The sequence below is a fragment of the Mangrovicoccus sp. HB161399 genome, assembly GCF_013184745.1.
Classification (GTDB): Bacteria; Pseudomonadota; Alphaproteobacteria; order Rhodobacterales; family Rhodobacteraceae; genus Mangrovicoccus.
Genome location: NZ_JAATVU010000015.1, coordinates 48,888 through 70,940, shown reverse-complemented (window position 1 = coordinate 70,940; position 22,053 = coordinate 48,888). Strand labels below are relative to the sequence as shown.

The 22,053-nt window shown below is 68.9% G+C and carries 18 protein-coding genes; 13 read left to right on the top strand and 5 right to left on the bottom strand.

What is annotated here, in order from left to right:
- Positions 1 to 53 precede the first annotated feature (53 nt).
- From HCC78_RS10885 to HCC78_RS10875, 3 genes are all read left to right on the top strand, one after another.
- Positions 54 to 1,022, top strand: a complete 969-nt coding sequence (locus HCC78_RS10885) for a YVTN family beta-propeller repeat protein (protein ID WP_172328800.1) — start codon at positions 54 to 56, stop codon at positions 1,020 to 1,022.
- A gap of 76 nt (positions 1,023 to 1,098) precedes the next feature.
- Positions 1,099 to 1,818, top strand: coding sequence for an ABC transporter ATP-binding protein (locus tag HCC78_RS10880; protein ID WP_172328799.1), 720 nt, complete (start codon positions 1,099 to 1,101; stop codon positions 1,816 to 1,818).
- Positions 1,815 to 2,624: an ABC transporter permease gene (locus HCC78_RS10875; protein WP_172328798.1), complete on the top strand. Its 810-nt coding sequence runs from the start codon at positions 1,815 to 1,817 to the stop codon at positions 2,622 to 2,624. The genes HCC78_RS10880 and HCC78_RS10875 overlap by 4 nt, the downstream gene beginning before the upstream one ends.
- A gap of 19 nt (positions 2,625 to 2,643) precedes the next feature.
- Here the strand turns inward: HCC78_RS10875 and hisG are convergent, their stop codons facing one another.
- The 3 genes from hisG to hisS are packed head-to-tail and all read right to left on the bottom strand — an operon-like array spanning position 2,644 to position 5,907.
- A complete protein-coding gene (gene hisG / locus HCC78_RS10870; protein WP_172328797.1) occupies positions 2,644 to 3,339 on the bottom strand; it encodes an ATP phosphoribosyltransferase in 696 nt (231 codons plus the stop codon).
- Complete coding sequence (locus HCC78_RS10865) at positions 3,333 to 4,436, bottom strand: ATP phosphoribosyltransferase regulatory subunit (RefSeq protein WP_172328796.1); 1,104 nt, start codon at positions 4,434 to 4,436, stop codon at positions 3,333 to 3,335. The genes hisG and HCC78_RS10865 overlap by 7 nt, the downstream gene beginning before the upstream one ends.
- Positions 4,429 to 5,907: a histidine--tRNA ligase gene (gene hisS, locus HCC78_RS10860; RefSeq protein WP_172328795.1), complete on the bottom strand. Its 1,479-nt coding sequence runs from the start codon at positions 5,905 to 5,907 to the stop codon at positions 4,429 to 4,431. The genes HCC78_RS10865 and hisS overlap by 8 nt, the downstream gene beginning before the upstream one ends.
- Positions 5,908 to 5,990: 83 nt before the next feature.
- Here hisS and HCC78_RS10855 point away from each other — a divergent pair, with 83 nt between their 5' ends.
- A complete protein-coding gene (locus HCC78_RS10855; RefSeq protein ID WP_172328794.1) occupies positions 5,991 to 6,194 on the top strand; it encodes a SlyX family protein in 204 nt (67 codons plus the stop codon).
- A gap of 22 nt (positions 6,195 to 6,216) precedes the next feature.
- Here HCC78_RS10855 and HCC78_RS10850 read toward each other — a convergent pair whose 3' ends face one another.
- Together HCC78_RS10850 and dnaE are read right to left on the bottom strand one after the other, a co-directional pair.
- Positions 6,217 to 6,846, bottom strand: a complete 630-nt coding sequence (locus HCC78_RS10850; RefSeq protein WP_172328793.1) for a hypothetical protein — start codon at positions 6,844 to 6,846, stop codon at positions 6,217 to 6,219.
- 124 nt (positions 6,847 to 6,970) lie between these two features.
- A complete protein-coding gene (dnaE, locus tag HCC78_RS10845) occupies positions 6,971 to 10,489 on the bottom strand; it encodes a DNA polymerase III subunit alpha (RefSeq protein WP_172328792.1) in 3,519 nt (1,172 codons plus the stop codon).
- A 207-nt stretch (positions 10,490 to 10,696) separates the two neighbouring features.
- Here dnaE and HCC78_RS10840 point away from each other — a divergent pair, with 207 nt between their 5' ends.
- From HCC78_RS10840 to HCC78_RS10800, 9 genes are all read left to right on the top strand, one after another.
- Positions 10,697 to 11,839: an HWE histidine kinase domain-containing protein gene (locus HCC78_RS10840; protein WP_172328791.1), complete on the top strand. Its 1,143-nt coding sequence runs from the start codon at positions 10,697 to 10,699 to the stop codon at positions 11,837 to 11,839.
- 205 nt (positions 11,840 to 12,044) lie between these two features.
- The gene (gene xdhA / locus HCC78_RS10835) at positions 12,045 to 13,409 is read left to right on the top strand and encodes a xanthine dehydrogenase small subunit (protein WP_172328790.1); all 1,365 of its coding nucleotides are present in this window, start codon (positions 12,045 to 12,047) and stop codon (positions 13,407 to 13,409) included.
- A complete protein-coding gene (gene xdhB / locus HCC78_RS10830; RefSeq protein WP_172328789.1) occupies positions 13,406 to 15,748 on the top strand; it encodes a xanthine dehydrogenase molybdopterin binding subunit in 2,343 nt (780 codons plus the stop codon). Before xdhA ends, xdhB begins: the two co-directional genes overlap by 4 nt.
- A complete protein-coding gene (gene xdhC / locus HCC78_RS10825) occupies positions 15,745 to 16,686 on the top strand; it encodes a xanthine dehydrogenase accessory protein XdhC (protein WP_172328788.1) in 942 nt (313 codons plus the stop codon). Before xdhB ends, xdhC begins: the two co-directional genes overlap by 4 nt.
- Positions 16,683 to 18,206: an ABC transporter ATP-binding protein gene (locus tag HCC78_RS10820; RefSeq protein ID WP_371743806.1), complete on the top strand. Its 1,524-nt coding sequence runs from the start codon at positions 16,683 to 16,685 to the stop codon at positions 18,204 to 18,206. The genes xdhC and HCC78_RS10820 overlap by 4 nt, the downstream gene beginning before the upstream one ends.
- Positions 18,203 to 19,288, top strand: a complete 1,086-nt coding sequence (locus HCC78_RS10815) for an ABC transporter permease (RefSeq protein ID WP_172328787.1) — start codon at positions 18,203 to 18,205, stop codon at positions 19,286 to 19,288. Before HCC78_RS10820 ends, HCC78_RS10815 begins: the two co-directional genes overlap by 4 nt.
- Positions 19,288 to 20,205: an ABC transporter permease gene (locus HCC78_RS10810; protein ID WP_172328847.1), complete on the top strand. Its 918-nt coding sequence runs from the start codon at positions 19,288 to 19,290 to the stop codon at positions 20,203 to 20,205. The genes HCC78_RS10815 and HCC78_RS10810 overlap by 1 nt, the downstream gene beginning before the upstream one ends.
- Before the next feature lie 33 nt (positions 20,206 to 20,238).
- Positions 20,239 to 21,039, top strand: coding sequence for an ion transporter (locus HCC78_RS10805; RefSeq protein ID WP_172328786.1), 801 nt, complete (start codon positions 20,239 to 20,241; stop codon positions 21,037 to 21,039).
- The gene (locus tag HCC78_RS10800) at positions 20,960 to 22,039 is read left to right on the top strand and encodes a BMP family ABC transporter substrate-binding protein (protein ID WP_172328785.1); all 1,080 of its coding nucleotides are present in this window, start codon (positions 20,960 to 20,962) and stop codon (positions 22,037 to 22,039) included. The genes HCC78_RS10805 and HCC78_RS10800 overlap by 80 nt, the downstream gene beginning before the upstream one ends.
- The last annotated feature ends 14 nt before the right edge of the window (positions 22,040 to 22,053 follow it).

Sequence of the window (22,053 nt, the reverse complement as noted above, 5' to 3'; positions counted from 1 at the left end):
CACCGGGCAGGCCGCGCCGCCGCCACGCCGCCCCCGATACCAAGGACCGCGCCATGACCCGCTGCCTGACCGCCCTGTGCCTGATCCTCGCCCTGCCCGCCTTCGCCGGCGGCGAGATCTGGGTGACCAACGAGAAGGACGACACGATCAGCGTGATCGACATCGACAGCATGGAGGTGACCCGCACCATCCCCACCGGCGAGCGGCCGCGCGGCATCACCTTCAGCCACGACTATTCCAGGGTCTATATCTGCGCCTCCGACAGCGACTCGGTGCAGGTGATGGATCCCGATACCGGCAAGATCCTGCATGACCTGCCCTCGGGCGAGGACCCCGAGCAGTTCATCCTGCATCCCGACGACCGCCACCTGTGGATCGCCAACGAGGACGACGCGGTGACGACCGTCGTGGATGTCGACAGCCGCACCGTCATCGCCCAGATCAATGTCGGCATCGAGCCCGAGGGCATGGCGGTCAACAAGGCGGGGACGATCGTCGTCACCACCTCGGAGACCACCAACATGGCGCATTGGATCGACGCCGCGACGCACAAGATCATCGCCAACACGCTGGTCGATTCGCGCCCGCGCCACGCCGAATTCGTCAAGGACGACACGGAACTGTGGGTCAGTTCCGAGATCGGCGGCACGGTCACCGTCTTCGGCACCGAATCGAAGGAGGAGCGCGCCAGGATCACCTTCGCGATCCAGGGCGTGCATCCCGACCGCATCCAGCCCGTCGGCTTCGAATTCACCCCCGACGGCAAGACCGCCTTCGTTGCGCTGGGGCCCGCCAACCATGTCGCCGTGATCAATGCCGAGACCTACGAGGTCGAGGAGTACATCCTGACCGGGCGCCGGGTCTGGCACATGGCGTTCTCGCCGGATCACAGCCAGCTTTTCACCACCAACGGCATTTCCGGCGACGTGACGGTGATCGACGTGGCCTCGCGCAAGCCGCTGAAGTCGATCAAGGTCGGCCGCTTCCCCTGGGGCGCGGCGATGCGGCCCGGCGCCTCTTGAACTCCCCCTGCGCCGCGGCGACAGTGGCCCGGGAGCTTTGGGAGGAGCGCATGAGACATCACCGGGGCGGGGCCGCATGAGCCTTGCCGTCACCGACCTGACCTATGCCTTCGGGACGAAGACCGCGCTCGACCATGTCAGCTTCTCCGTCGCGCCGGGGCAGTTCTGCGCGCTGCTCGGCCCGAACGGCGCCGGGAAATCGACGCTCTTCAACCTGCTGACGCGGCTCTATACCACGCGCGGCGGGCGGATCGAGATCGCGGGCCATGACATGGGTCGCACGCCGCGCCAGGCACTCGCCCGGATGGGGGTCGTGTTCCAGAGCCAGACCCTGGATCTGGACCTGACCGTGATGCAGAACCTGCGCTATTTCGCGGCTTTGCAGGGCACATCCGGGGCCGAGGCCACGCGCCGCTGCGAGGACGCGATGGACCGGCTCGACATCGCCGACCGGGCCGGCCAGCGCGCCCGCGACCTGAACGGCGGCCACCGGCGGCGGCTCGAACTGGCCCGGGCGCTGCTGCACGATCCGGCGGTGCTGCTGCTCGACGAGCCGACCGTCGGGCTCGACGCCGCCTCCCGCGCCGCGCTGGTGGCGCATGTGCACGACCTGGCGGCGACGCGGAACCTGACCGTGCTCTGGGCGACCCACCTGACCGACGAGGTCCTGCAGGGCGACCGGCTGGTGATCCTGCACCAGGGCCGCATCCTGGCCGACGGCATCGCGGGCGAGATCGCCGGGGACCGCGGCCTGCAGGAGACCTTCCTCGCCCTCACGGGAGAACGCGCCGCATGAGCAATGCCCTACCCGCCCGCGCCTGGGCCACGGCGCTCGGCGCCATCGTCCGGCGCGAGGCCTACCGTTTCTGGCAGCAGCGCGCGCGGCTCCTGTCCGCGCTCGTCCGCCCGCTCGTCTGGCTTCTGGTCTTCGCCGCCGGCTTCCGCGCCGCGCTCGGCCTGTCGATCATCCCGCCCTACGAGACCTACATCACCTACGAGACCTATATCGTCCCCGGGCTCTGCGGGATGATCCTGCTGTTCAACGGGATGCAGTCGTCGCTGAGCCTCGTCTATGACCGCGAGATGGGCTCGATGCGGCTGCTGCTGACCGCGCCGCTGCCGCGCTGGTGGCTGCTTTTCGCGAAGCTGGTGGCGGGCACGGCGATCTCGGTGATCCAGGCCTATGCCTTCCTCGCCGTGGCAGCCGGGTTCGGCATCGCCATGCCCTGGTACGGCTACATCCTTGTGCTGCCAGCGCTCGTGATCACCGGGTTGATGCTGGGCGCTCTGGGGCTGGCGCTGAGCTCCACGGTGAAGCAGCTGGAGAATTTCGCGGGCGTGATGAACTTCGTCATCTTCCCCTGCTTCTTCCTGTCGACCGCGCTCTATCCGCTCTGGCGCATGGCGGAAAGTTCCCGCCTTCTCAGGGACATCTGTGCAGTGAACCCGTTCAGCCACGGGGTGGAACTGATCCGCTTCGCGCTCTACGGCCAGATCAACTGGGCGTCGCTCGGCTGGTCGCTGCTGGCCTTCGCGGTGTTCGGCGCGGCGGCCGTCTGGGGCTACGACCCGGCACGCGGCATGGTGCGGCGCAAGGGCTGAAGCCGAGATGGAAGGCGGCTCAGGCCGCCGCCTTCACCATGCCGTCGATCTGCGCGAGGCTCGCCAGTTCGGCTTCGCCCCAGTCCGCGGTCAGCGACCGGAACAGGTTCGCCTGGCTGGCATGGATGGGATCCTCGCCGAGGATCTTCAGGTGGTTTGCCCGGAGCGTTTCGCCGGTGGAGGTGATGTCGGCAATCGCCTCGGCCGTGCCGTTCTTGACGGTGCCCTCCGTCGCGCCCTGGCTGTCGACCAGCTGGTAATCGGCCACGCCGTGCTGGCGCAGGTAGTCGCGCACCAGCCGGTGGTACTTGGTCGCGATCCGCAGCCGGTGGCCATGCTCGGCCCGGAAGGCCGCGGCAGCTGCATCGAGATCCGACAGCGTTTCCACATCGACCCAGAATTTCGGAACGGCGAGGATCAGGTCGGCATGGCCGAAGCCCATCAGCGCAAGGCTCTCGACCGTCGCGTCCCAGCGCGCCAGCTTCTCGCGCACCAGATCGGAGCCCGTCACGCCCAGATGGATGCGCCCTGCCGCCAGTTCGCGCGGGATCTCGCCCGCGGACAGCAGCACCAGCTCGACGCCCTCGACCCCGGTGACAGCCCCGGCATATTCGCGGTCCGAGCCGGTGCGCGCCAGCTGGATGCCGCGCTCCGCGAACCATTCGAAGGTCTGTTCCATCAGCCGGCCCTTGGAGGGCACTCCGAGCTTCAGCATTGGGCTTCCCTCAGCTTCAGGACCTGTTCGGGGCGGATCACGCCGCCGACGGCCGGCACCGGGCGGCCATTGCCCAGCACGCGGGTCATCTCGTCATAGCGCCCGCCGGACGCGACCGGGGGCCAGTTGTCCCGGCTCTGCCCGTCGACGAGGAAGCCGAAGACGAAGCCGTCATAGTATTCCAGAGTGGTGCGGCCGAAGCTGCCCTCGAATTCCAGCGTGTCGAGATCGATGCCGCGCGCCTCCAGCGCCGCCAGCCGCGCCTCCATGCGGGTCGCCGCCTCGGCCAGGCTCGGGATGACGCCCGCCAGCTCGCGCAGCGGTGCCGCCATCGCCCAGGCCGCGCCGCGCAGGCGCAGGATGCGGTCGAGCAGCGCGACCTGCTCCGCCGGGATCGGCGGCTCCTCGGCATCGGCGACCAGACGGCCGAGCCGCGCCATCACCTCCGCGGGCGAGCGCAGGCCGATTTCGGGTCCCGCCTCGGCCAGCACGTCCTCGCCCGCCTTGACCTTGGCCAGCAGGCCGCCGCGCAGCCTGGCCAGATCCTCGGTCGAGGAGTAGCGCGCCAGAAGCGCCTTGAACCGCTCGGGCCGCCACAGGTGGCGGCGCAGCGCCGCCTTGCGGATATCCGAGGTCTCCAGCCCGTCCACGGCAGCGATCAGCACGCCTATATCGCCGGTGATCGCCCGCACCGGCAGCCCGTCGAGCTGGTCACGGATCATCGCGAAAGCCTCGGCATCGGCCTCGGCTGGGTCGCCGCCGAAGATCTCCAGGCCGGTCTGGAAGTATTCAGACGGACGCTCCGGATTTTCCTCCTGCTGGCGGAAGATCAGGCCGGAATAGGCATAGCGCCCTTCCCCGCGGCCGCTCTCCATGTGCGCCTGCACGACGGAAACCGTGAAATCCGGGCGCAGCATCTGCTCGCCGCGCAGAGGATCGGCGGTGACATAGGCGCGGCCGCGGATATCCTCGCCATAGAGGTCCAGAAGCGTGTCGGCCGGCTGCAGGATCGCGCCCTCGAAGGGCTCCGCGCCTGCGGCCTCGAAGGCGCGGCGCAGCCGGTGCGCCTCGTCGCGGATCGCCGCGCGGTCAGGCATTGCCGCCTCCGAGGATCTTGCGGACCTCCGCCACCAGGTCGCTGCGCTGGATCTCGAACTGCGCGGGCTGGGACTTCCATTCCTCGAGGCTGGCTTCCTGCGCGATCTTGGCACCCAAGATCAGGTCCTTGATCTGCACCACGCCCCGGTCGGCCTCGTCCGAGCCCTGGATGACGGCGACCGGCGAATTGCGCTTGTCCGCGTATTTCAGCTGGTTGCCGAAGTTCTTCGGGTTGCCCAGATAGACCTCGGCGCGGATGCCCGCGTTGCGCAGCTCGGCGACCATCTCCTGGTAGGCGCCCATGCGGTCGCGGTCCATCACGGTGACGATCACCGGGCCCGTCGTGTCGCCGCCCATACGGCCCTTGGCGCGCAGTGCCGCCAGCAGCCGGTCGACGCCGATGGACACGCCGGTCGCCGGGACTTCCTGGCCGGTGAAGCGCTTGACCAGATCGTCATAGCGCCCGCCGCCCGAGACCGAGCCGAACTGGCGCGGACGGCCCTTCTCGTCGAGGATCTCGAAGGTCAGCTCGGCCTCGAAGACCGGGCCGGTGTAATAGCCGAGGCCGCGCACCACCGAAGGATCGATCTCGATCCGGTCGCTGCCATAGCCCTGAGCGCCGAGAAGCTCGGCCATGGTCTCCAGCTCGCCGACACCCTCGGCGCCGATCTGCGACGCGCCGATCGCGTCGCGCAGGTTCTGCAGCGTCTTGGTGGCATCCGCGCCCTTCGAGGTCAGGAAGGCCAGCACCGGCGCTGCCTGGCCGTCGGACAGGCCGACGCCGTCGATATAGGCGCCCGAGGCGTCGAGGCGGCCCTTGCCCAGCAGCTCGCGCACGCCCGCTTCGCCGACCTTGTCGAACTTGTCGATGGTCCGCAGGACCGCATCGCGCTGCGCGTCATCGGCCAGCCCCATCGTCTCCAGCACGCCGTTCAGGACCTTGCGGTTGTTGACCCGCACCTGGTAGTCGCCGCGCGGAATGCCGACGACCTCTAGCACGTCCGAGAGCATCGCGCAGATTTCGGCATCCGCGGCGACGGTCGGCGCGCCCACGGTATCGGCATCGCACTGGTAGAACTGGCGGAAGCGGCCCGGCCCCGGCTTCTCGTTGCGCCAGACCGGCCCCATCGCATAGCGGCGGTAGGGCGTCGGCAGGTCGTTGCGGTGCTGGGCATAGACCCGCGCGAGCGGCGCGGTCAGGTCGTAGCGCAGTGCCACCCAGCCCGAGTCCTCCTCCTGCCAGGCAAAGACGCCCTCGTTCGGCCGGTCCACGTCGGGGAGGAACTTGCCCAGCGCCTCGACGGTCTCGACGGCCGAGCTTTCCAGTGCCTCGAAGCCGTAGAGATGGTACACTCCGGCAATCTTGTCGAGCATGGCCTTGCGCTCGGCCACGTCCGCACCGAAATAGTCGCGGAAGCCCTTGGGGGTCTCGGCCTTCGGCCGGGGAGCTTTCTTTTGCTTGGCAGCCATGACGCACCTCACCCTTGTCTCGCGCGCCGCTCTAGCCCAAGGGGGCGTGAGGGGCAAGGCGCGCCCGGGACACGGAGACAGCTATGAGCGACACGCAGGCACTGGAAGAGAAGATCGCCCATCTGGAGCGGATGGTGGCCGATCTGTCCGACGAGGTCGCGCGGCGCGGCAAGGAGATCGACCGGATGTCCCGGCTGGTCGGCATGCTGGCCGAACGCGAGGCCGCGCGCGAGGCGGATGCGTCGGACTCGATTCCGCTGGCGGACCAGCGCCCGCCGCACTGGTGAGCGGCGGCAACGGGCGGCGCGGTTACATCCGGCGGATGCGGATGTCGATGGCGAACATGCGCTCGGGCGTCTCCTCGTAGGCCAGGCGGCGCAGGTTCGAGGTCCCGGTCCAGGGATCGCGGAAGGTCAGCTCCTCCTGGCGCATCATCACCATCGGCGCGTCGACATAGGCCATCTCGGTCAGCACCATGGAATGGCCGGGACTGCCGGCGATCAGCGGGCGGGCCGACAGCGCGTTGACCAGCGGCTGGAACTCCTCGGTAGAGAAGGTGCCGTGGCGGATGTCCTGCAGGCGCCGCGCCGAGACCCAGAAGGTCCGGCCGGTATCGTCGATCCACTTGCCCGAGGCCGCCATCAGCTGCGCCTCGTCGTCGCCGTTGCGGCAGGCGCCTTCCTGCTCCATGCGCCAGAGCACGGAGCCGACCGAAATCTTGGCGCCGAAGCCGCGCAGCATGTAGGCAAGGCAATTCGCCCAGCAATCCGCCCGGCATTCCTGCGGTTCGATGTAGGGCGCGTCCGGGAAGCCCACCTGGCAGCGCACCTTGTTGGCCTCCGCACGGTAGCATCCATGCGCAGCCCCTGCCCGGAGGATGCCGGGCGCCATTGCGATAGCCGCGGCAGCCCCGCCGCAAAGCATGTCACGTCTGTTCATTCCGCCCCTCCAACAGGAGAAGCCCCCACACGGGGCGCTGTCTAGCCGGCAGGCTTTAAGGTCCGGTTTGCGCAAATCCGGCCCGGATGCCGAAATCCGCGCAACTTGAGTCAACTGGCGCGCGTCACAAGTCCTCGACAAGCTCCACGCCGGGCAGCGACTTCACCGCCCCCTTGATCTGCGGCGTGACCACGAACTGGCCAAGCTCGACCACGCCGTCGCCCTGGAAGCCCTCGCGGTGCATCCGGAGCAGCAGCTGCACCGGCGCCCGGCGCTGGCGGCGCGCCTCCTCGGTCGCGCGCTGCAGCAGATCGGCGATCATCGCCGCGGGACCGCCCGGCTCGGCCTCGGCATCGAGCGTCACCCGCATCCCCACCGGACCCGCCTGCGCCGCCACGTCATCGACCGGCGTCACCGAGCGGCAGAGCAGCTTCAGCTGGTCGGAATCGCTTTCCGCCTCCACCGTCAGCACGACGTTCTGGCCCGGCTCCAGGAGGTCGCGGCACTGTTCCAGCGTATCGGAGAAGACCGTCACCTCGTAGAGCCCGGTCGGGTCCGACAGCTGCACGAAGGCGAAGCGGTTGCCGCGGCTCGATTTCCGTTCCTGCCGGGCCGAGACCGCGCCGGCCAGCTTGGCGATGATCTTGCCGTCTCGGCGGGCGAGCGCCGCCACCTCGGTCAGGGTCTGCACCTTCTGGCGCTTCAGCGGCGCCATGTAGTCGTCGAGCGGATGGCCCGAGAGGTAGAAGCCGATCGCCTTGTGCTCCTCGCCCAGCCGCTCGGTCGGCAGCCAGTCCGACAGGTCGCGCAAGCGCGGCTCGGGCAGGTCGTCGCCCGCCTCGCCGAAGAGCGACACCTGGCTGGAGGCGCGCTGCTCGTGGATGGCGGCGGAATAGGCGACCAGCGCGTCGAGCGCGGCGAAGACCCGGTGGCGGTTGCGGTCGAGCTGGTCGAAGGCGCCAGCGCGGGCCAGCATTTCCAGCGGCCGCTTGCCGATATGCTTCATGTCCACGCGGCGGGCGAAGTCGAACAGCGTGGCGAAGGGACGGTCGCCGCGGGCCCTGGTGATCAGCCGCATCGCCTCGAGGCCGACATTCTTCAGCGCGCCGAGACCGTAGATGATCCTGCCGTCTTCCACCGCGAAGGTCTCGGCCGAGCGGTTGACGCAGGGCGGGACGATCTCGATCTCCAGCCGCCGCCGCGCCTCCTCGGCATAGACCGACAGCTTGTCGGTCAGGTGGATATCGCAGTTCATCACGCCGGCCATGAACTCCACCGGGTGGTTCGCCTTCAGCCAGGCGGTCTGGTAGGAAACCACCGCATAGGCGGCGGCGTGGGACTTGTTGAAGCCGTAATTGGCGAATTTCTCGAGAAGGTCGAAGACCTCGGTGGCCTTCTTCTTGTCGACGCCGTTCTTGGCGGCGCCGGACTCGAATTTCGGCCGCTCGGCGTCCATCGCCTCCTTGATCTTCTTGCCCATCGCCCGGCGCAGCAGGTCGGCGCCGCCGAGCGAGTAGCCCGCCATCTCCTGGGCGATCTGCATCACCTGTTCCTGGTAGACGATGATGCCCTGGGTCTCGGCGAGGATGTGGTCGATCAGCGGGTGGATCGAGGTGATCTCGCGCAGGCCGTTCTTGACCTCGCAATAGACCGGGATGTTCTCCATCGGGCCGGGCCGGTAGAGCGCCACCAGCGCGACGATGTCCTCGATGCAGGTGGGCTTCATGCGCCGCAGCGCATCCATCATGCCCGAGCTTTCCACCTGGAACACCGCCACCGTCTTGGCATCGGCATAGAGCCGGTAGGTCCTGGCATCGTCCAGCGGAATGGCGTTGATCTGGCCTTCGGTGCCGGGCTCGGGCTGGTAGAGCGGCGTGCCGTCGGCGGCGACATGCAGCGTGCGCCCCTGCCCCTCGATCAGGTCGATGGCATTCTGAATCACGGTCAGGGTCTTCAGGCCGAGGAAGTCGAACTTCACCAGCCCGGCCTGCTCCACCCATTTCATGTTGAACTGGGTCGCCGGCATGTCCGAGCGCGGATCCTGGTAGAGCGGCACCAGCGCATCCAGCGGCCGGTCGCCGATCACCACGCCCGCCGCGTGGGTGGAGGCGTTCCTGAGCAGCCCCTCCACCTGCTGGCCGTAGGTCAGCAGCCGTCCGACGACTTCCTCCGCCTTCGCCGCCTCGGCCAGCCGCGGCTCGTCCTTCAGCGCCTGCTCGATGGAAACCGGCTTCACCCCTTCCACCGGGATCATCTTCGACAGCCGGTCGACCTGGCCGAAGGGCATCTGCAGCACCCGCCCGACATCGCGCACCGCCGCCTTGGACAGCAGCGCGCCGAAGGTGATGATCTGGCCGACCTTGTCGCGGCCGTATTTCTCCTGCACGTAGCGGATCACCTCTTCGCGGCGGTCCATGCAGAAGTCGATGTCGAAGTCGGGCATGGACACCCGCTCGGGGTTGAGGAACCGCTCGAAGAGCAAGCTGTAGCGCAGCGGGTCGAGGTCGGTGATGGTCAGCGCATAGGCGACCAGCGAGCCCGCGCCCGAGCCCCGGCCCGGCCCGACCGGGATGTCATGGTCCTTGGCCCATTTGATGAAGTCCGCCACGATCAGGAAGTAGCCGGGGAACCCCATGCCCTCGATGATGCCCAGCTCGAAATCCAGCCGCTTCTGGTACTCCTCGACGCTGACCGCGTGCGGAATGACGGCAAGCCGGTCCTCCAGCCCCTGCCTGGCCTGGCGGCGCAGCTCCTCCACCTCGTCATCGGCGAATTTCGGCAGGATCGGCGCGCGGGTATAGGCGGCGAAGGCGCAGCGGCGCGCGATCTCCACCGTATTCTCCACCGCTTCGGGCAGGTCGGCAAAGAGCGCGGCCATCTCGGCGGGCGATTTCAGGTAGTGCTGCGGCGTCAGGCGGCGGCGCGGCTGGGACTGGTCGACATAGGCGCCCTCGGAAATGCAGATCAGAGCGTCATGCGCCTCGTACATTGCCGGTTTCGGGAAGTAGACGTCGTTGGTCGCGACCAGCGGCAGGCCCATCGCATAGGCCATCTCGACATGGCCGCGTTCGGTCAGCCGCTCCGGCTCGGGCTGGCCATCCTCGCCGGGATGGCGCTGCAGCTCGACATAGAGCCGGTCGGGATAGCTGCGCGCCAGGAAGCTCAGGAATGCCTCTGCCTTCGGGCGGTGCCCCGCCTGCAGCAGCCGCCCCACCGGCCCGTCCGGCCCGCCCGAGAGGCAGATCAGCCCGTCCGAATGCGCGGCCAGTTCCTCGGGCGTGACATGCGGCTCCTCGCCGGGACGGGCGAGATAGAGCGCGGAGTTCAGCTTCATCAGGTTGCCGTAGCCGGTCTCGTCCTGCGCCAGCAGCACCACCGGCGCGGGCGGCAGCACCTTCTCTCCCGGCACCGGCGGCGCGTACTGCACCGACACCTGGCAGCCGATGATCGGCTGGACCCCTGCCTTGGCCGCCGTTACCGAGAATTCCAGCGCGGCGAACATGTTGTTCGTGTCGGTCACCGCGACGGCGGGCATGTCCATCGCGGCGATCTGGTCGGGCAGCTTCTTGGTGCGCATGGCGCCCTCGAGAAGCGAGTATTCGGTATGGAGGCGGAGATGGATGAATCGGGGGGCACTGCTCATGCCTCCGAAGCTACGCCCTGCGGGCAGCGGGGGGAAGTCCCGAGGCCGCCGCCGGGACCCGCAGCGGAGCCGCCGCGCCGGCCGGCGGAGGCCCGCCGGGCACCCCGCAAAGACCTTTTACCGCTTTCCCTCGGGGCCGGCCCCAGTCTATAGAGCTGTCGGTTTCAAGTATTTGGGCCCGACGCGGCCCTCCGGAGCAAGACACGCGTGCCAAAACACCGCTTTCCGCCGGTCGTTCCCGCGGATCACCAGGAACGCCTCGCCGATCCCGACCGTCTTGCCGCGCTGGAGCGCACCGCGCTTCTGGACACGCTGCCCGAGGAGGCCTTCGACCGGGCCGTCCGGATCGCGACCGAGGTGCTCGGCGTGCCGGTCGGTCTGATTTCCCTGGTCGATGACCGCCGCCAGTTCTTCAAGGCGCAGGTCGGCCTGCCCGAACCGGTCGCCTGCATGCGCGAGACGCCGCTGTCGCACAGCTTCTGCCAGTATGTCGTCACCTCCGACCGGCCGCTGGCCGTGGAAGACGCACGCAACCATCCGCTCCTGGTGACGAACGGCGCGGTCGCCGATCTCAGCGTCGTCGCCTATCTGGGCCTGCCGATCCACGGGCCGGACGGCCAGGTGCTGGGCTCCTTCTGCGCCATCGACAGCGAACCGCGCAACTGGACCGAGCGCGAGCTGAAGGTGCTGGAGGACATCTGCGCCATCATCGAGAGCGAGATCCGCCTGCGCCAGGAAGTTGCCCAGCGCCAGCTGCTGGTCGGCGAGCTGAACCACCGGGTGAAGAACCTGTTCTCGGTTGTCTCCGGCATGATCGGCATGACCGCCCGCAGCGCCGAGACCCCCGCCGAGATGTCCCAGACCCTGCGCGGCCGGATCAACGCCCTGGCGCGCGCCCATGACCTGATCCGCCCGGTGGTGACGCAGGAGGCCGAAGGCCGCGCCGATGTCTCGCTGCAGGCGCTGGTGGTGACGCTGCTGGAACCGCACCTGATGCGCCAGGACGACCATGTCACCGTCACCGGCCCGACCCTGTCGCTGGGTGCGGGCGGCGCGACCAACCTTGCACTGGTGCTGCATGAATTCGCCACCAATGCCGCGAAATACGGCGCGCTCTCGGTGGCCGAGGGGCGGCTGGCCGTCACCTGGGCGAACGAGGGCGAGCGGCTGGTGCTCGACTGGACCGAGACCGGCAGCCCGCCGCTGGAAAAGCCCACCGCCACCGGCTTCGGCTCGCGGCTCGTCGACATGACCGTGCGCGGCCATTTCCGCGGCACGATGGAGACCGAATGGCACGAGGACGGGCTGCGCCACAGGCTGATCCTGCCGATGGGCCGGGTCGAGATCTGAGCCGCCGGGGCGAGTTGCCGAAAAGAGAGGCATTCGCCCGGAAAAGTGCAACGCTTCCGGCCCGCCCGCTTGCATTGGGCCGGAATTCGGAGAAGCTGGGGTCCGGACATTTTCGCCGCCCCGGCTTTCCGCCGCATCGGGCCGGGACGGCACGGACCCGATCGTTCCAGGGTCCTCACGCAGAGAAAGCGGCAACAGGACGACCATGGCCGACGTCTCGTTTCTCCTGAACGGAGAGATCGTGCGCCTCGACGGCATCGACCCCACGACGACATTGCTGGACTGGCTGCGCGACTCCCGCGGGCTGACAGGCACCAAGGAGGGCTGCAACGAGGGCGATTGCGGCGCCTGCACCGTTGTGGTGACCGACGGCGGGGGACCGCGCGCGCTGAACGCCTGCATCCTCTTCCTGCCGCAGCTCCATGGCCGCGCCGTGCGCACGGTCGAGGGCATCGCCGGGCCGGACGGACAGCTCCACCCGGTGCAGCAGGCGATGGTGGATCTGCACGGCTCGCAATGCGGCTTCTGCACGCCGGGCTTCATCGCCTCGATGGCGGCGGCGCACGCGGCCGGCGCGACGGATTTCAACGACAAGCTGGCGGGCAATCTCTGCCGCTGCACCGGCTACGCGCCGATCGTCCGCGCCGCCGAGGCCGCCGCGTCCGAGCCTGTGCCGGACTGGATGGCCGAGGACCTTGCCGTTCTGGGCGCGCCGGAGTCGGACATGCCGGTGACGGCGGATGCGCTGGCGGAGTGGTACCTCGCCAACCCGGACGCCACGCTGGTTGCGGGCGCGACCGATGTCGGCCTGTGGATTACCAAGCAGTTCCGCAAGATCGGCCCGGTCGCCTTCCTCAACCGCATCCCCGAACTCGCCGGAATCGCCGTCACCGACGAAGCGATCCGCATCGGCGCCATGACGACCGTCAGCGAATTCGGCGCCTTCATCGCGGGCCATCACCCGGGGCTGGCCGAGATGATCCGCCGCTACGGCTCCACGCAGGTGCGGAACGCCGCGACGGTCGGCGGCAACATCGCCAACGGCTCGCCGATCGGCGACAGCCCGCCCGCGCTGATCGCGCTCGGCGCCACGCTGCACCTGCGCTGCGGGGCGGACCGCCGCGCGATCCCGCTGGAATCCTTCTTCCTGGATTACGGCAGGCAGGACCGGAAGCCCGGCGAATTCGTCGAGGCGGTCAGCCTCCCGCGCCAGCCAGACCGGCTGAAATGCTACAAGCTGTCGAAGCGCTTCGACCAGGACATCTCGGCCGTCATGGGGGCGCTCTCGGTCACCGTGGAGGACGGCGCCGTGACGGCAGCCCGCATCGCATTCGGCGGCATGGCGGGCATTCCGAAGCGCGCCGCCGCCGTCGAGGCCGCCCTGCTGGGCCGGCCCTGGACGCTGGAAACCGTGACCGCCGCGGCAGCGAAGATGGCCGAGGACTTCACGCCGCTCTCCGACATGCGCGCCTCCGCCGACTACCGGCTGAAGGCCGCCGCCAACATGCTGATCCGCTATTTCCACGAGGATCAAGGCACCGCCGCCAATGTGCTGGAGGTCTCGGCATGACCGTCGCGAAGCCCCTCCCCCACGACGCCGCGCCGCTGCATGTCACCGGACAGGCGCGCTATGTCGACGACATTCCGGTGCCCGCCAGCTGCCTGCATCTCGCCTTCGGGCTTTCCAAGGTCGCCAAGGGCACGCTGACATCGCTCGATCTCGACGCGGTCCGCGCCGCGCCCGGCGTAGTCATGGTGCTGACCGCGGCGGATTTCGGGCATGTCCCCGATTGCTCGCCCGGCGCGCATGACGAGCCGCTCCTGTGTACCGGCGAGATCCATTTCGAGGGCCAGCCCCTGTTCCTCGTCGCCGCGACCAGCCATGGCGCCGCCCGCCGGGCCGCCGCGCTCGGCAAGGCGGAGATCGCGGAAGAGACCCCGGTCCTGTCCATCGACGATGCGCTGGAGGCGGAAAGCTTCTTCGGCGCGAAGCTCGTCTGGGGCCAGGGCGATCCCGATGCCGCGCTCGCGGGGGCGGCGATGACTGCCGAAGGCTCGATGGAGATCGGCGGGCAGGAGCATTTCTACCTGGAGGGCCAGGCCGCCCTGTCGGTGCCGCAGGAAGGCGGCGACATGCTGGTCCATTCCTCGACCCAGCACCCGACCGAGATCCAGCACAAGGTCGCCGAGGCGCTGGAAACCGGTATGCATGCCGTGCGCGTCGAGACCCGCCGGATGGGCGGCGGCTTCGGCGGCAAGGAGAGCCAGGGCAACTGGCTGGCCATCGCCACCGCCATCGTCGCCTCGCGCACCGGCCGTCCGGCGAAGATGCGCTATGACCGCGACGACGACATGGTGATCACCGGCAAGCGCCATGATTTCCGCATCGCGTACAAGGTCGGCTTCGACAACACGGGCAAGATCGCCGGGATCGAGTTCGAGCAGTTCTGCCGCTGCGGCTGGTCGCAGGACCTCAGCCACGCCATCGCCGACCGCGCGATGCTGCATGCCGACAACGCCTATCACCTGCCGCATGTGCGCATCGTCTCGCACCGGCTGAAGACCAATACCGTCAGCGCCACCGCCTTCCGCGGCTTCGGCGGGCCGCAGGGCATGGTGGCGATCGAGCGGGTGCTCGACCATGTCGCCCATGCGGTGGGCAAGGACCCGCTGGAGGTGCGGCGGCTCAACTACTACGACACGGTGCCCCGGCACGGCGACGGCCTTGCCGCGGGCATGGAGGACGGCCGCGGCGTCGTGCCCGGGCCGCATGCGGTGCCGCAGATCACGCCCTATGGCATGCCGGTCGAGGATTTCGAGCTGCACGAGATGACGGAGGCGCTGGCCGCCTCCTGCGGGTATGCCGGCCGCCGCGCCGCGATCCGCGAGTGGAACGCGGCCAGCCCGGTGCTGAAGCGCGGCATCGCGCTCGGCCCGGTCAAGTTCGGGATCAGCTTCACGCTCACCCACCTGAACCAGGCGGGCGCGCTGGTGCATGTCTATCAGGACGGCTCCATCGCGATGAACCATGGCGGCACCGAGATGGGACAGGGGCTGTTCCAGAAGGTCGCGCAGGTCGCGGCCAGCCGCTTCGGCGTCCGCCCCGAGCGGGTGAAGATCACTGCGACGGACACGGCCAAGGTGCCCAACACCTCGGCCACCGCCGCCTCCTCGGGCTCTGACCTCAACGGCATGGCCGTCCGCGCCGCCTGCGACACGATCGTGGAACGGCTGGCGGAATTCGTCGCCGAGAAGCACCAGGCCAGCCCGCGCGAGGTGGTCTTCGCCGAGGACAAGGTAACGGTTGGCGGGGCGGAATACAGCTTCGAGGAAGTCGCGAAGGCGGCCTACGAGGCGCGGATCAGCCTCTCGGCCACCGGCTTCTACAAGACGCCGAAGATCGAATGGGACCGCATCGCCGGGCACGGGCGGCCGTTCTACTACTTCGCCTACGGCGTCGCCTGCACCGAGGTCGTGCTCGACACGCTGACCGGCGAGAACCGCATCCTGAGGACCGACATCCTGCATGACTGCGGCAGCTCGCTGAACCCGGCGCTCGACAAGGGCCAGGTCGAGGGCGCCTATGTGCAGGGCGCGGGCTGGCTGACGATGGAGGAGCTGGTCTGGGACGCCAAGGGGCGGCTCAGGACGCACGCGCCCTCGACCTACAAGATCCCGGCCTGTTCCGACCGGCCGCCGGTCTTCAACGTCGCGCTCTGGGACCGGCCGAACCGGGAGGACACGATCTACCGCTCCAAGGCGGTGGGCGAGCCGCCCTTCATGTTGGGCATCTCCAACTTCCTGGCGCTGTCCGACGCGGTCGCGGCCTGCGGGGACGCCTATCCGGCGATCGACGCCCCCGCCACGCCCGAGCGGCTGCTCTGGGCGGTGGAGCGGGTGAAATCATGAGCTTCGACCGGGAGGAGCTGGTCCGCGCCGTGGAATGCCACGGACGCGTGGCGCGCATCGTCGTGGCCGAGGCCAGGGGGTCGGCGCCGCGGGGGCCGGGCACCGCGATGCTGGCCTGGGCGGACGGACAGGCCGGCACGATCGGCGGCGGGGCGCTGGAATACCGCGCAGTGGCGGCGGCGCGGGAGATGCTGGCAGCGGGCGGCGCGCGGGTGGCCCGGCAGGCGCTGGGACCGGCGCTGAACCAGTGCTGCGGCGGCGCGGTAACGCTGGTGACCGAAATCTTCGATGCAGAGTCCCTGCCCGGCGACGGACCTTTCGTCCGCCGGGTCGAAGGCAGCAGGGAGATGCCGCTCGGCTTGCGCCACGCGCTGAAGGCCGCGCGCGGCCAGGGAATCCCGCCGCAGGCGCGGCTGGCCGACGGCTGGCTGATCGAGCCGCAGGCCGCGGCCCGGCGGCCGCTCTGGATCTTCGGCGCGGGCCATGTCGGCCGGGCGCTGGTCGGCATTCTCCGGCCGCTGCCGGATTTTGCGGTCACATGGGTCGATACCGGGCCGGAGCGGTTCCCGGACGCCATCCCCGCGGACGTCACCGCCCTGCCCGCCCCCGACCCTGTGCGCGCGCTGGCGCTGGCGCCGCAGGAGGCGGAGATCCTGATCCTCACCTATTCGCACGAGCTGGACCTGGCGCTGTGCCATGCCGCGCTGGCCCGGGGACAGGCCCGGATCGGACTGATCGGATCGTCCACGAAATGGGCACGGTTCCGCTCGCGTCTTGGGCATCTGGGCCATTCGCGGGCGGAAATCGCGCGGATTGCCTGCCCGATCGGCAATCCCGCCCTCGGGAAACACCCGCAGGCGATTGCCGTGGGCGTCGCCGCCGCGCTACTGAGCGCACAGGTTCGTGAAGACACAGCAAGACAGGACCGCACGGGGTGAATTCGACTGACGACCTGCTGGTCATCGACGGGGTGACCAAGGCCTATCCCGGTGTGGTGGCCAATTCCAATGTGTCCTTCCGCATCAGGAAGGGCGAGGTGCATGCGCTCCTGGGCGAGAACGGCGCCGGGAAATCGACGCTGGTGAAGACCATCTACGGGCTGGTGACGCCGGACAAGGGCACGATGGTGCTCGACGGCCAGCCCTACGCGCCGCCCGAGCCTTCCGCGGCGCGGCAGGCAGGCGTGGCGATGGTGTTCCAGCATTTTTCGCTCTTCGACGCGCTGACCGTGGCCGAGAACATCGCGCTCGGGATGGAGACGCCGCCGAAGCGCCGCGTGCTGGCCCGCCAGATCCGGGAGGTGTCGGAGGCCTACGGCCTGCCGCTCTCGCCGAACCGGCGGGTGGGCGACCTTTCGGCGGGCGAGCGCCAGCGGGTGGAGATCGTCCGCTGCCTTCTGCAGAACCCGCGGCTCCTGATCATGGACGAGCCGACCTCGGTGCTGACCCCGCAGGAGGTGGAGATCCTGTTCCGCACGCTGCGCCAGCTCAGCGCCGAAGGCACCGCGATCCTCTACATCTCGCACAAGCTCGACGAGATCCGCGCGCTCTGCGACACCGCGACGATCCTGCGCCACGGCCAGGTCGTCGGCGATTGCGTGCCGCGCGACACCTCGGCCCGCGACATGGCCGAAATGATGGTCGCCGCCAAGCTCGACACGCCGGTGAAGCATCCGGGCGCGCCTGGGGCCGAGATCTTCTCGGTCAACGGCCTGTCGCTGCCGGCCGCCAGCCAGTTCGGCACCGCGCTGAAGGAGATCGGATTCTCGGTCGCCAAGGGCGAGATCCTCGGCATCGGCGGCGTCGCCGGGAACGGCCAGGACGAGCTTTTCGCCGTGCTCTCGGGCGAGACCCGCACCGCGCCGGACAGCGTCACCTTCGAGGGGCAGGCAGTCGGCCGGCTCGGCCCGCACGAGAGGCGGGTCCTCGGCATCCTCTCCGCTCCCGAAGAGCGGCTGGGGCATGCCGCCGCGCCGGACATGAGCCTGACCGACAACGCGCTGATGACCGCCGCGCTGAGGATGCGCCTGGCGCCCGGCGGCTGGATCGACTGGCGGCGGGTGCGCGAATATGCCGAGCATGTCATCAAGGCCTTCGACGTGCGCACGCCGGGGCCGGGCACGGCCGCGGGCGCGCTGTCCGGCGGCAACCTGCAGAAATTCGTCGTCGGCCGCGAGGTGCTGCAGAATCCGGGGCTGCTGATCGTCAACCAGCCGACCTGGGGCGTCGATGCCGCTGCCGCCGCGCATATCCGCAAGGCGCTGATCAAGCTTGCCGAAGGCGGCGCCGCGCTGATCGTCATCAGCCAGGATCTGGACGAGCTGATGGAGATCTCCGACCGGATCACCGCGATCTGCGACGGGCGAATGGTGCGGCCCCGCCCCGCGCAGGGGCTGACGATGAACGACCTCGGGCTCATGCTGGGCGGCCGGGACCCCGAAGAGGAGGCCGCGGCATGATCCGGCTGGAACGGCGCCCGGCGCCCTCGAAATCCTGGACCTATCTAGCGCCGCTGCTGGCCGTCCTGGCGACGATGATCGCGGGCGCCATCATGTTCGCGCTTCTCGGCAAGGACCCGTTTCTCGCCATCAAGACGATCTTCTGGGACCCGATCTTCTCGCCGCAATTCGGCAGCTATTCGCGGCCGCAGCTCCTGATCAAGGCCGGGCCGCTGATCCTCATCGCCATCGGCCTGTCGCTCGGGTTCCGGGCGGGCATCTGGAACATCGGCGCCGAGGGCCAGTACATCATGGGGGCGCTGGCGGGCGCCGGGCTGGCGCTGGCGCTCTACCCGATGGAGCTGCCGATCCTGCTGCCGCTGATGGTCATCGCCGGCGCGCTCGGCGGCTGGGCCTGGGCAATGATCCCCGGCCTGCTCAGGACGATGTTCAACACCAACGAGATCCTCGTCTCGCTGCTGCTCGTCTACGTGGCCGAGCAGATCCTGTCGGCGGCGGCGGTGGGCTTCCTGAGGAACCCCGAGGGCGGCGGCTTCCCCGGCTCGCGCAACCTGCAGGGCTACCCTTCGGCGCACAACGCCGAGATCATTGCCAATTCAGGCATCCACTGGGGCGTGGTCGCCGCGCTGATCGCGGTGATCGCCGCCTATGTGCTGCTGCAGCGCCACGTGCTCGGCTTCCACATCAAGCTGGCGGGCGAGGCGCCGCGGGCGGCGAAGCTGGCGGGCGTGAACCCTGCAAGGCTGATCCTGTTCTGCATGGGCGTCTCGGGCACGCTGGCGGGCATGGCCGGGCTCTTCGAGGTGGCCGGTCCCGCGGGCAAGATCTCGATCGATTTCGGCGCGGGCTACGGCTTCACCGCGATCATCGTCGCCTTCCTCGGGCGGCTGCATCCGGTGGGCATCCTGCTGGCCGGGCTCCTGATGGCGCTCACCTACATCGGGGGCGAGCTGGCGCAGCTGATGCTGAGCCTGCCTGCCGCCGCGATCCAGGCCTTCCAGGGGATGCTGCTGTTCTTCCTCCTCGCCTTCGACGTCTTCAGCCACTACCGGCTGCGCATCGCCACCGGGAGGGCCGCGTGATGGACATTTCCCTGATCAACCTGATCCCGCTGCTGATGGCCGCCTCCACCCCGATCCTGCTGGCAGGCCTGGGCGAGCTGGTCGTGGAGAAATCCGGCGTGCTGAACCTGGGCGTCGAGGGCATGATGATCACCGGCGCGATCACCGGCTTCATGGCCGCCGTCGCCACCGGATCGCCGACGCTGGGATTCCTCGGCGGCGCGGCAGGCGGCGCGGTGCTGGCGCTGGTCTTCGGCGTGCTGACGCAAGGATTGATGTCGAACCAGGTGGCGACCGGCCTTGCGCTGACGCTCTTCAGCCTCGGGCTCTCGGCGCTGCTCGGCCAGAGCTTCGTCGGGCTGAAGCCCCCGGTCACGCCCGAGCTGCACATCCCGGTGCTGTCGGACATCCCCGTGCTCGGCCCGATGCTGTTCGAGCATGACGGCATGGTCTATTTCAGCCTCGTCGCCCTCGCCGCGGTCTGGGCCTTCCTGCGCTATTCGCGCCCTGGGCTGATCCTGCGCGCGGTGGGCGAGAACCACGCCGCGGCGCATGCGCTCGGCTACAAGGTCACCCGTATCCGCATCTTCGCCATCCTCTTCGGCGGGGCGATGGCCGGGCTCGGCGGCGCCTATCTGAGCCTCGTGCGCGTGCCGCAATGGACCGAGGGCATGACCGCGGGCGCGGGCTGGATCGCGCTGGCGCTGGTGGTCTTCGCCGCCTGGCGGCCCTTCCCCCTGCTGATCGGCGCCTATCTCTTCGGCGGCATCACGGTTCTGCAGTTGAACATGCAGGCGGCGGGCGTCAACGTGCCGGTGGAGCTTCTGTCGATGTCGCCCTATCTGGTCACGATCCTCGTTCTCGTCGTCATGTCCGCCGCCGGCGCGGCAGCCGGCGCGCCGGGATCGCTGGGCCGGGCCTTCCACGCATCGCGCTGAGGCCGGAACCGGGAACTGGACGGGAAGACCGAGATGAGGCGAGCAGAGATCCTGAGCGTGCTGGAGGGCGAGCATCCCCGGCTGGGCCGCATCGTCGCCTTCCTCCTTAACGGCGCGATCGTGCTGTCGGCAGTCGCGATCACGCTGGAATCGCTGGACGACCTGCCGCCCGTCTTCGACGGGGCGATGCAGATCTTCGAGTGGTTCATCCTTGCGGTCTTCACCACCGAATACATCATCCGCATCATCTGCGCGCCGCGGCCGCTGCATTACATCTTCAGCTTCTGGGGCATCGTCGACCTGATGGCCTGCCTGCCCGCCTTCGCCATGCTCAGCCCGGAATGGGCGGCGCTGCGCTCGCTGCGGGTGGTGCGGCTGTTCCGGCTGCTGAAGCTCCTGCGCGCCGCGCATGCGCTGGACCGGCTCACCGACGCGCTGGCCTCGGTGAAGGGCGACCTCACGGTCTTCGCGCTGCTCGCGGGGATCGTCCTCTACATTGCCGCCGTCGGCATCTACATCTTCGAGCATGACGCCCAGCCCGAGGCCTTCGGGTCGATCCCCGAAAGCATGTGGTGGGCAGTCGTCAGCTTCACCACCGTGGGCTACGGCGACAGCTATCCGATCACCGCCGGGGGGAGGATCTTCACCTCGGCCATCCTATTCGTCGGGCTGGGGGTCATTGCCGTCCCCGCCGCCGTGATCACCTCGGCGCTCATCGAACAGTCCCGGCAAGACCGCAGCAGGAAGGAAAGACATGAGATTTCCCAGCATTTCCGCCATGGCCACCAGCCTCGCCCTCGCCATGGGCGCGGCGACCGCAGCCCTCGCGGCTGACCCGGTCAAGGTCGGATTCGTCTATGTCGGCCCCGTCAACGACGGCGGCTGGTCGCAGCACCACCACGAGGCGGCCGTGAAGCTGAAGGAGCATTTCGGCGACCAGGTGGAGCTGATCGAGCAGGAGTCGGTGCCGGAAGGTCCGGATGCCGAGCGCGTCATGACCCAGATGGCGCTGACCGGCGCGGACATCATCTTCGCCACCTCCTTCGGCTACATGGACCAGGTGGAAAGCGTCGCGGCAAAGTTCCCTAACGTGAAGTTCGAGCATGCGACCGGCTTCAAGTCGGGCCCGAACTTCGCCAACTATTCGGCGCGCTTCTACGAGGGCCGGGCGGTGATGGGCACCATCGCCGGCATGATGACCGAGACCAACAAGATCGGCTATCTCGCCTCCTTCCCGATCCCGGAAGTCATCCGCGGCATCAACTCAACCTACATCCATGCCAAGAAGGTCAATCCCGACGTCGAGATCCGCGTCGTCTGGCTGAACACCTGGTACGACCCGGCGAAGGAAGCCGACGCGACCCAGGCGCTGCGCGAGCAGGGCGTCGACGTGATCCTGGCCCATACCGACTCCACCGCCCCGCTGGCGACGATGGAGAAGGTCGGCGGCTACGGCTTCGGCCAGGCGGCGGACATGGCGCAATACGCGCCGAAGCCGCGGCTGAGCTCGATCATCGACGAATGGGCACCCTATTACGAGGAGCGCGTCCAGGCGGTGATGGACGGCACCTGGGAAACCGCGATGACCTGGTCGGGCATCAAGGACGGCATGGTCGGCATCGGCGAATTCTCCGACGCCATGCCCGAGGAGGTGAAGGCCAAGGCCACCGAGGTGATGAACTCGATCGTCGACGGCAGCTACCATCCGTTCACCGGCCCGCTGAACAAGCAGGACGGCACCCCCTGGCTGGCCGATGGCGAGGTCGCGGATGACGGCACCCTGGCCGGCATGAGCTTCTATGTCGAAGGCGTGACGGGCGACATCCCGAACTGATCCCGTCCCCGGGA

Coding starts and splice junctions, on each gene's coding strand:
- HCC78_RS10815 (WP_172328787.1), top strand. CDS start 18,203: ATGATCCGGCTGGAACGGCGCCCGGCGCCCTCGAAATCCTGGACCTAT.
- HCC78_RS10865 (WP_172328796.1), bottom strand. CDS start 4,436: ATGCCTGACCGCGCGGCGATCCGCGACGAGGCGCACCGGCTGCGCCGC.
- xdhC (WP_172328788.1), top strand. CDS start 15,745: ATGAGCTTCGACCGGGAGGAGCTGGTCCGCGCCGTGGAATGCCACGGA.
- xdhB (WP_172328789.1), top strand. CDS start 13,406: ATGACCGTCGCGAAGCCCCTCCCCCACGACGCCGCGCCGCTGCATGTC.
- xdhA (WP_172328790.1), top strand. CDS start 12,045: ATGGCCGACGTCTCGTTTCTCCTGAACGGAGAGATCGTGCGCCTCGAC.
- HCC78_RS10850 (WP_172328793.1), bottom strand. CDS start 6,846: ATGAACAGACGTGACATGCTTTGCGGCGGGGCTGCCGCGGCTATCGCA.
- HCC78_RS10810 (WP_172328847.1), top strand. CDS start 19,288: ATGGACATTTCCCTGATCAACCTGATCCCGCTGCTGATGGCCGCCTCC.
- HCC78_RS10805 (WP_172328786.1), top strand. CDS start 20,239: ATGAGGCGAGCAGAGATCCTGAGCGTGCTGGAGGGCGAGCATCCCCGG.
- HCC78_RS10875 (WP_172328798.1), top strand. CDS start 1,815: ATGAGCAATGCCCTACCCGCCCGCGCCTGGGCCACGGCGCTCGGCGCC.
- HCC78_RS10880 (WP_172328799.1), top strand. CDS start 1,099: ATGAGCCTTGCCGTCACCGACCTGACCTATGCCTTCGGGACGAAGACC.
- hisS (WP_172328795.1), bottom strand. CDS start 5,907: ATGGCTGCCAAGCAAAAGAAAGCTCCCCGGCCGAAGGCCGAGACCCCC.
- hisG (WP_172328797.1), bottom strand. CDS start 3,339: ATGCTGAAGCTCGGAGTGCCCTCCAAGGGCCGGCTGATGGAACAGACC.
- HCC78_RS10885 (WP_172328800.1), top strand. CDS start 54: ATGACCCGCTGCCTGACCGCCCTGTGCCTGATCCTCGCCCTGCCCGCC.
- dnaE (WP_172328792.1), bottom strand. CDS start 10,489: ATGAGCAGTGCCCCCCGATTCATCCATCTCCGCCTCCATACCGAATAC.
- HCC78_RS10855 (WP_172328794.1), top strand. CDS start 5,991: ATGAGCGACACGCAGGCACTGGAAGAGAAGATCGCCCATCTGGAGCGG.
- HCC78_RS10800 (WP_172328785.1), top strand. CDS start 20,960: ATGAGATTTCCCAGCATTTCCGCCATGGCCACCAGCCTCGCCCTCGCC.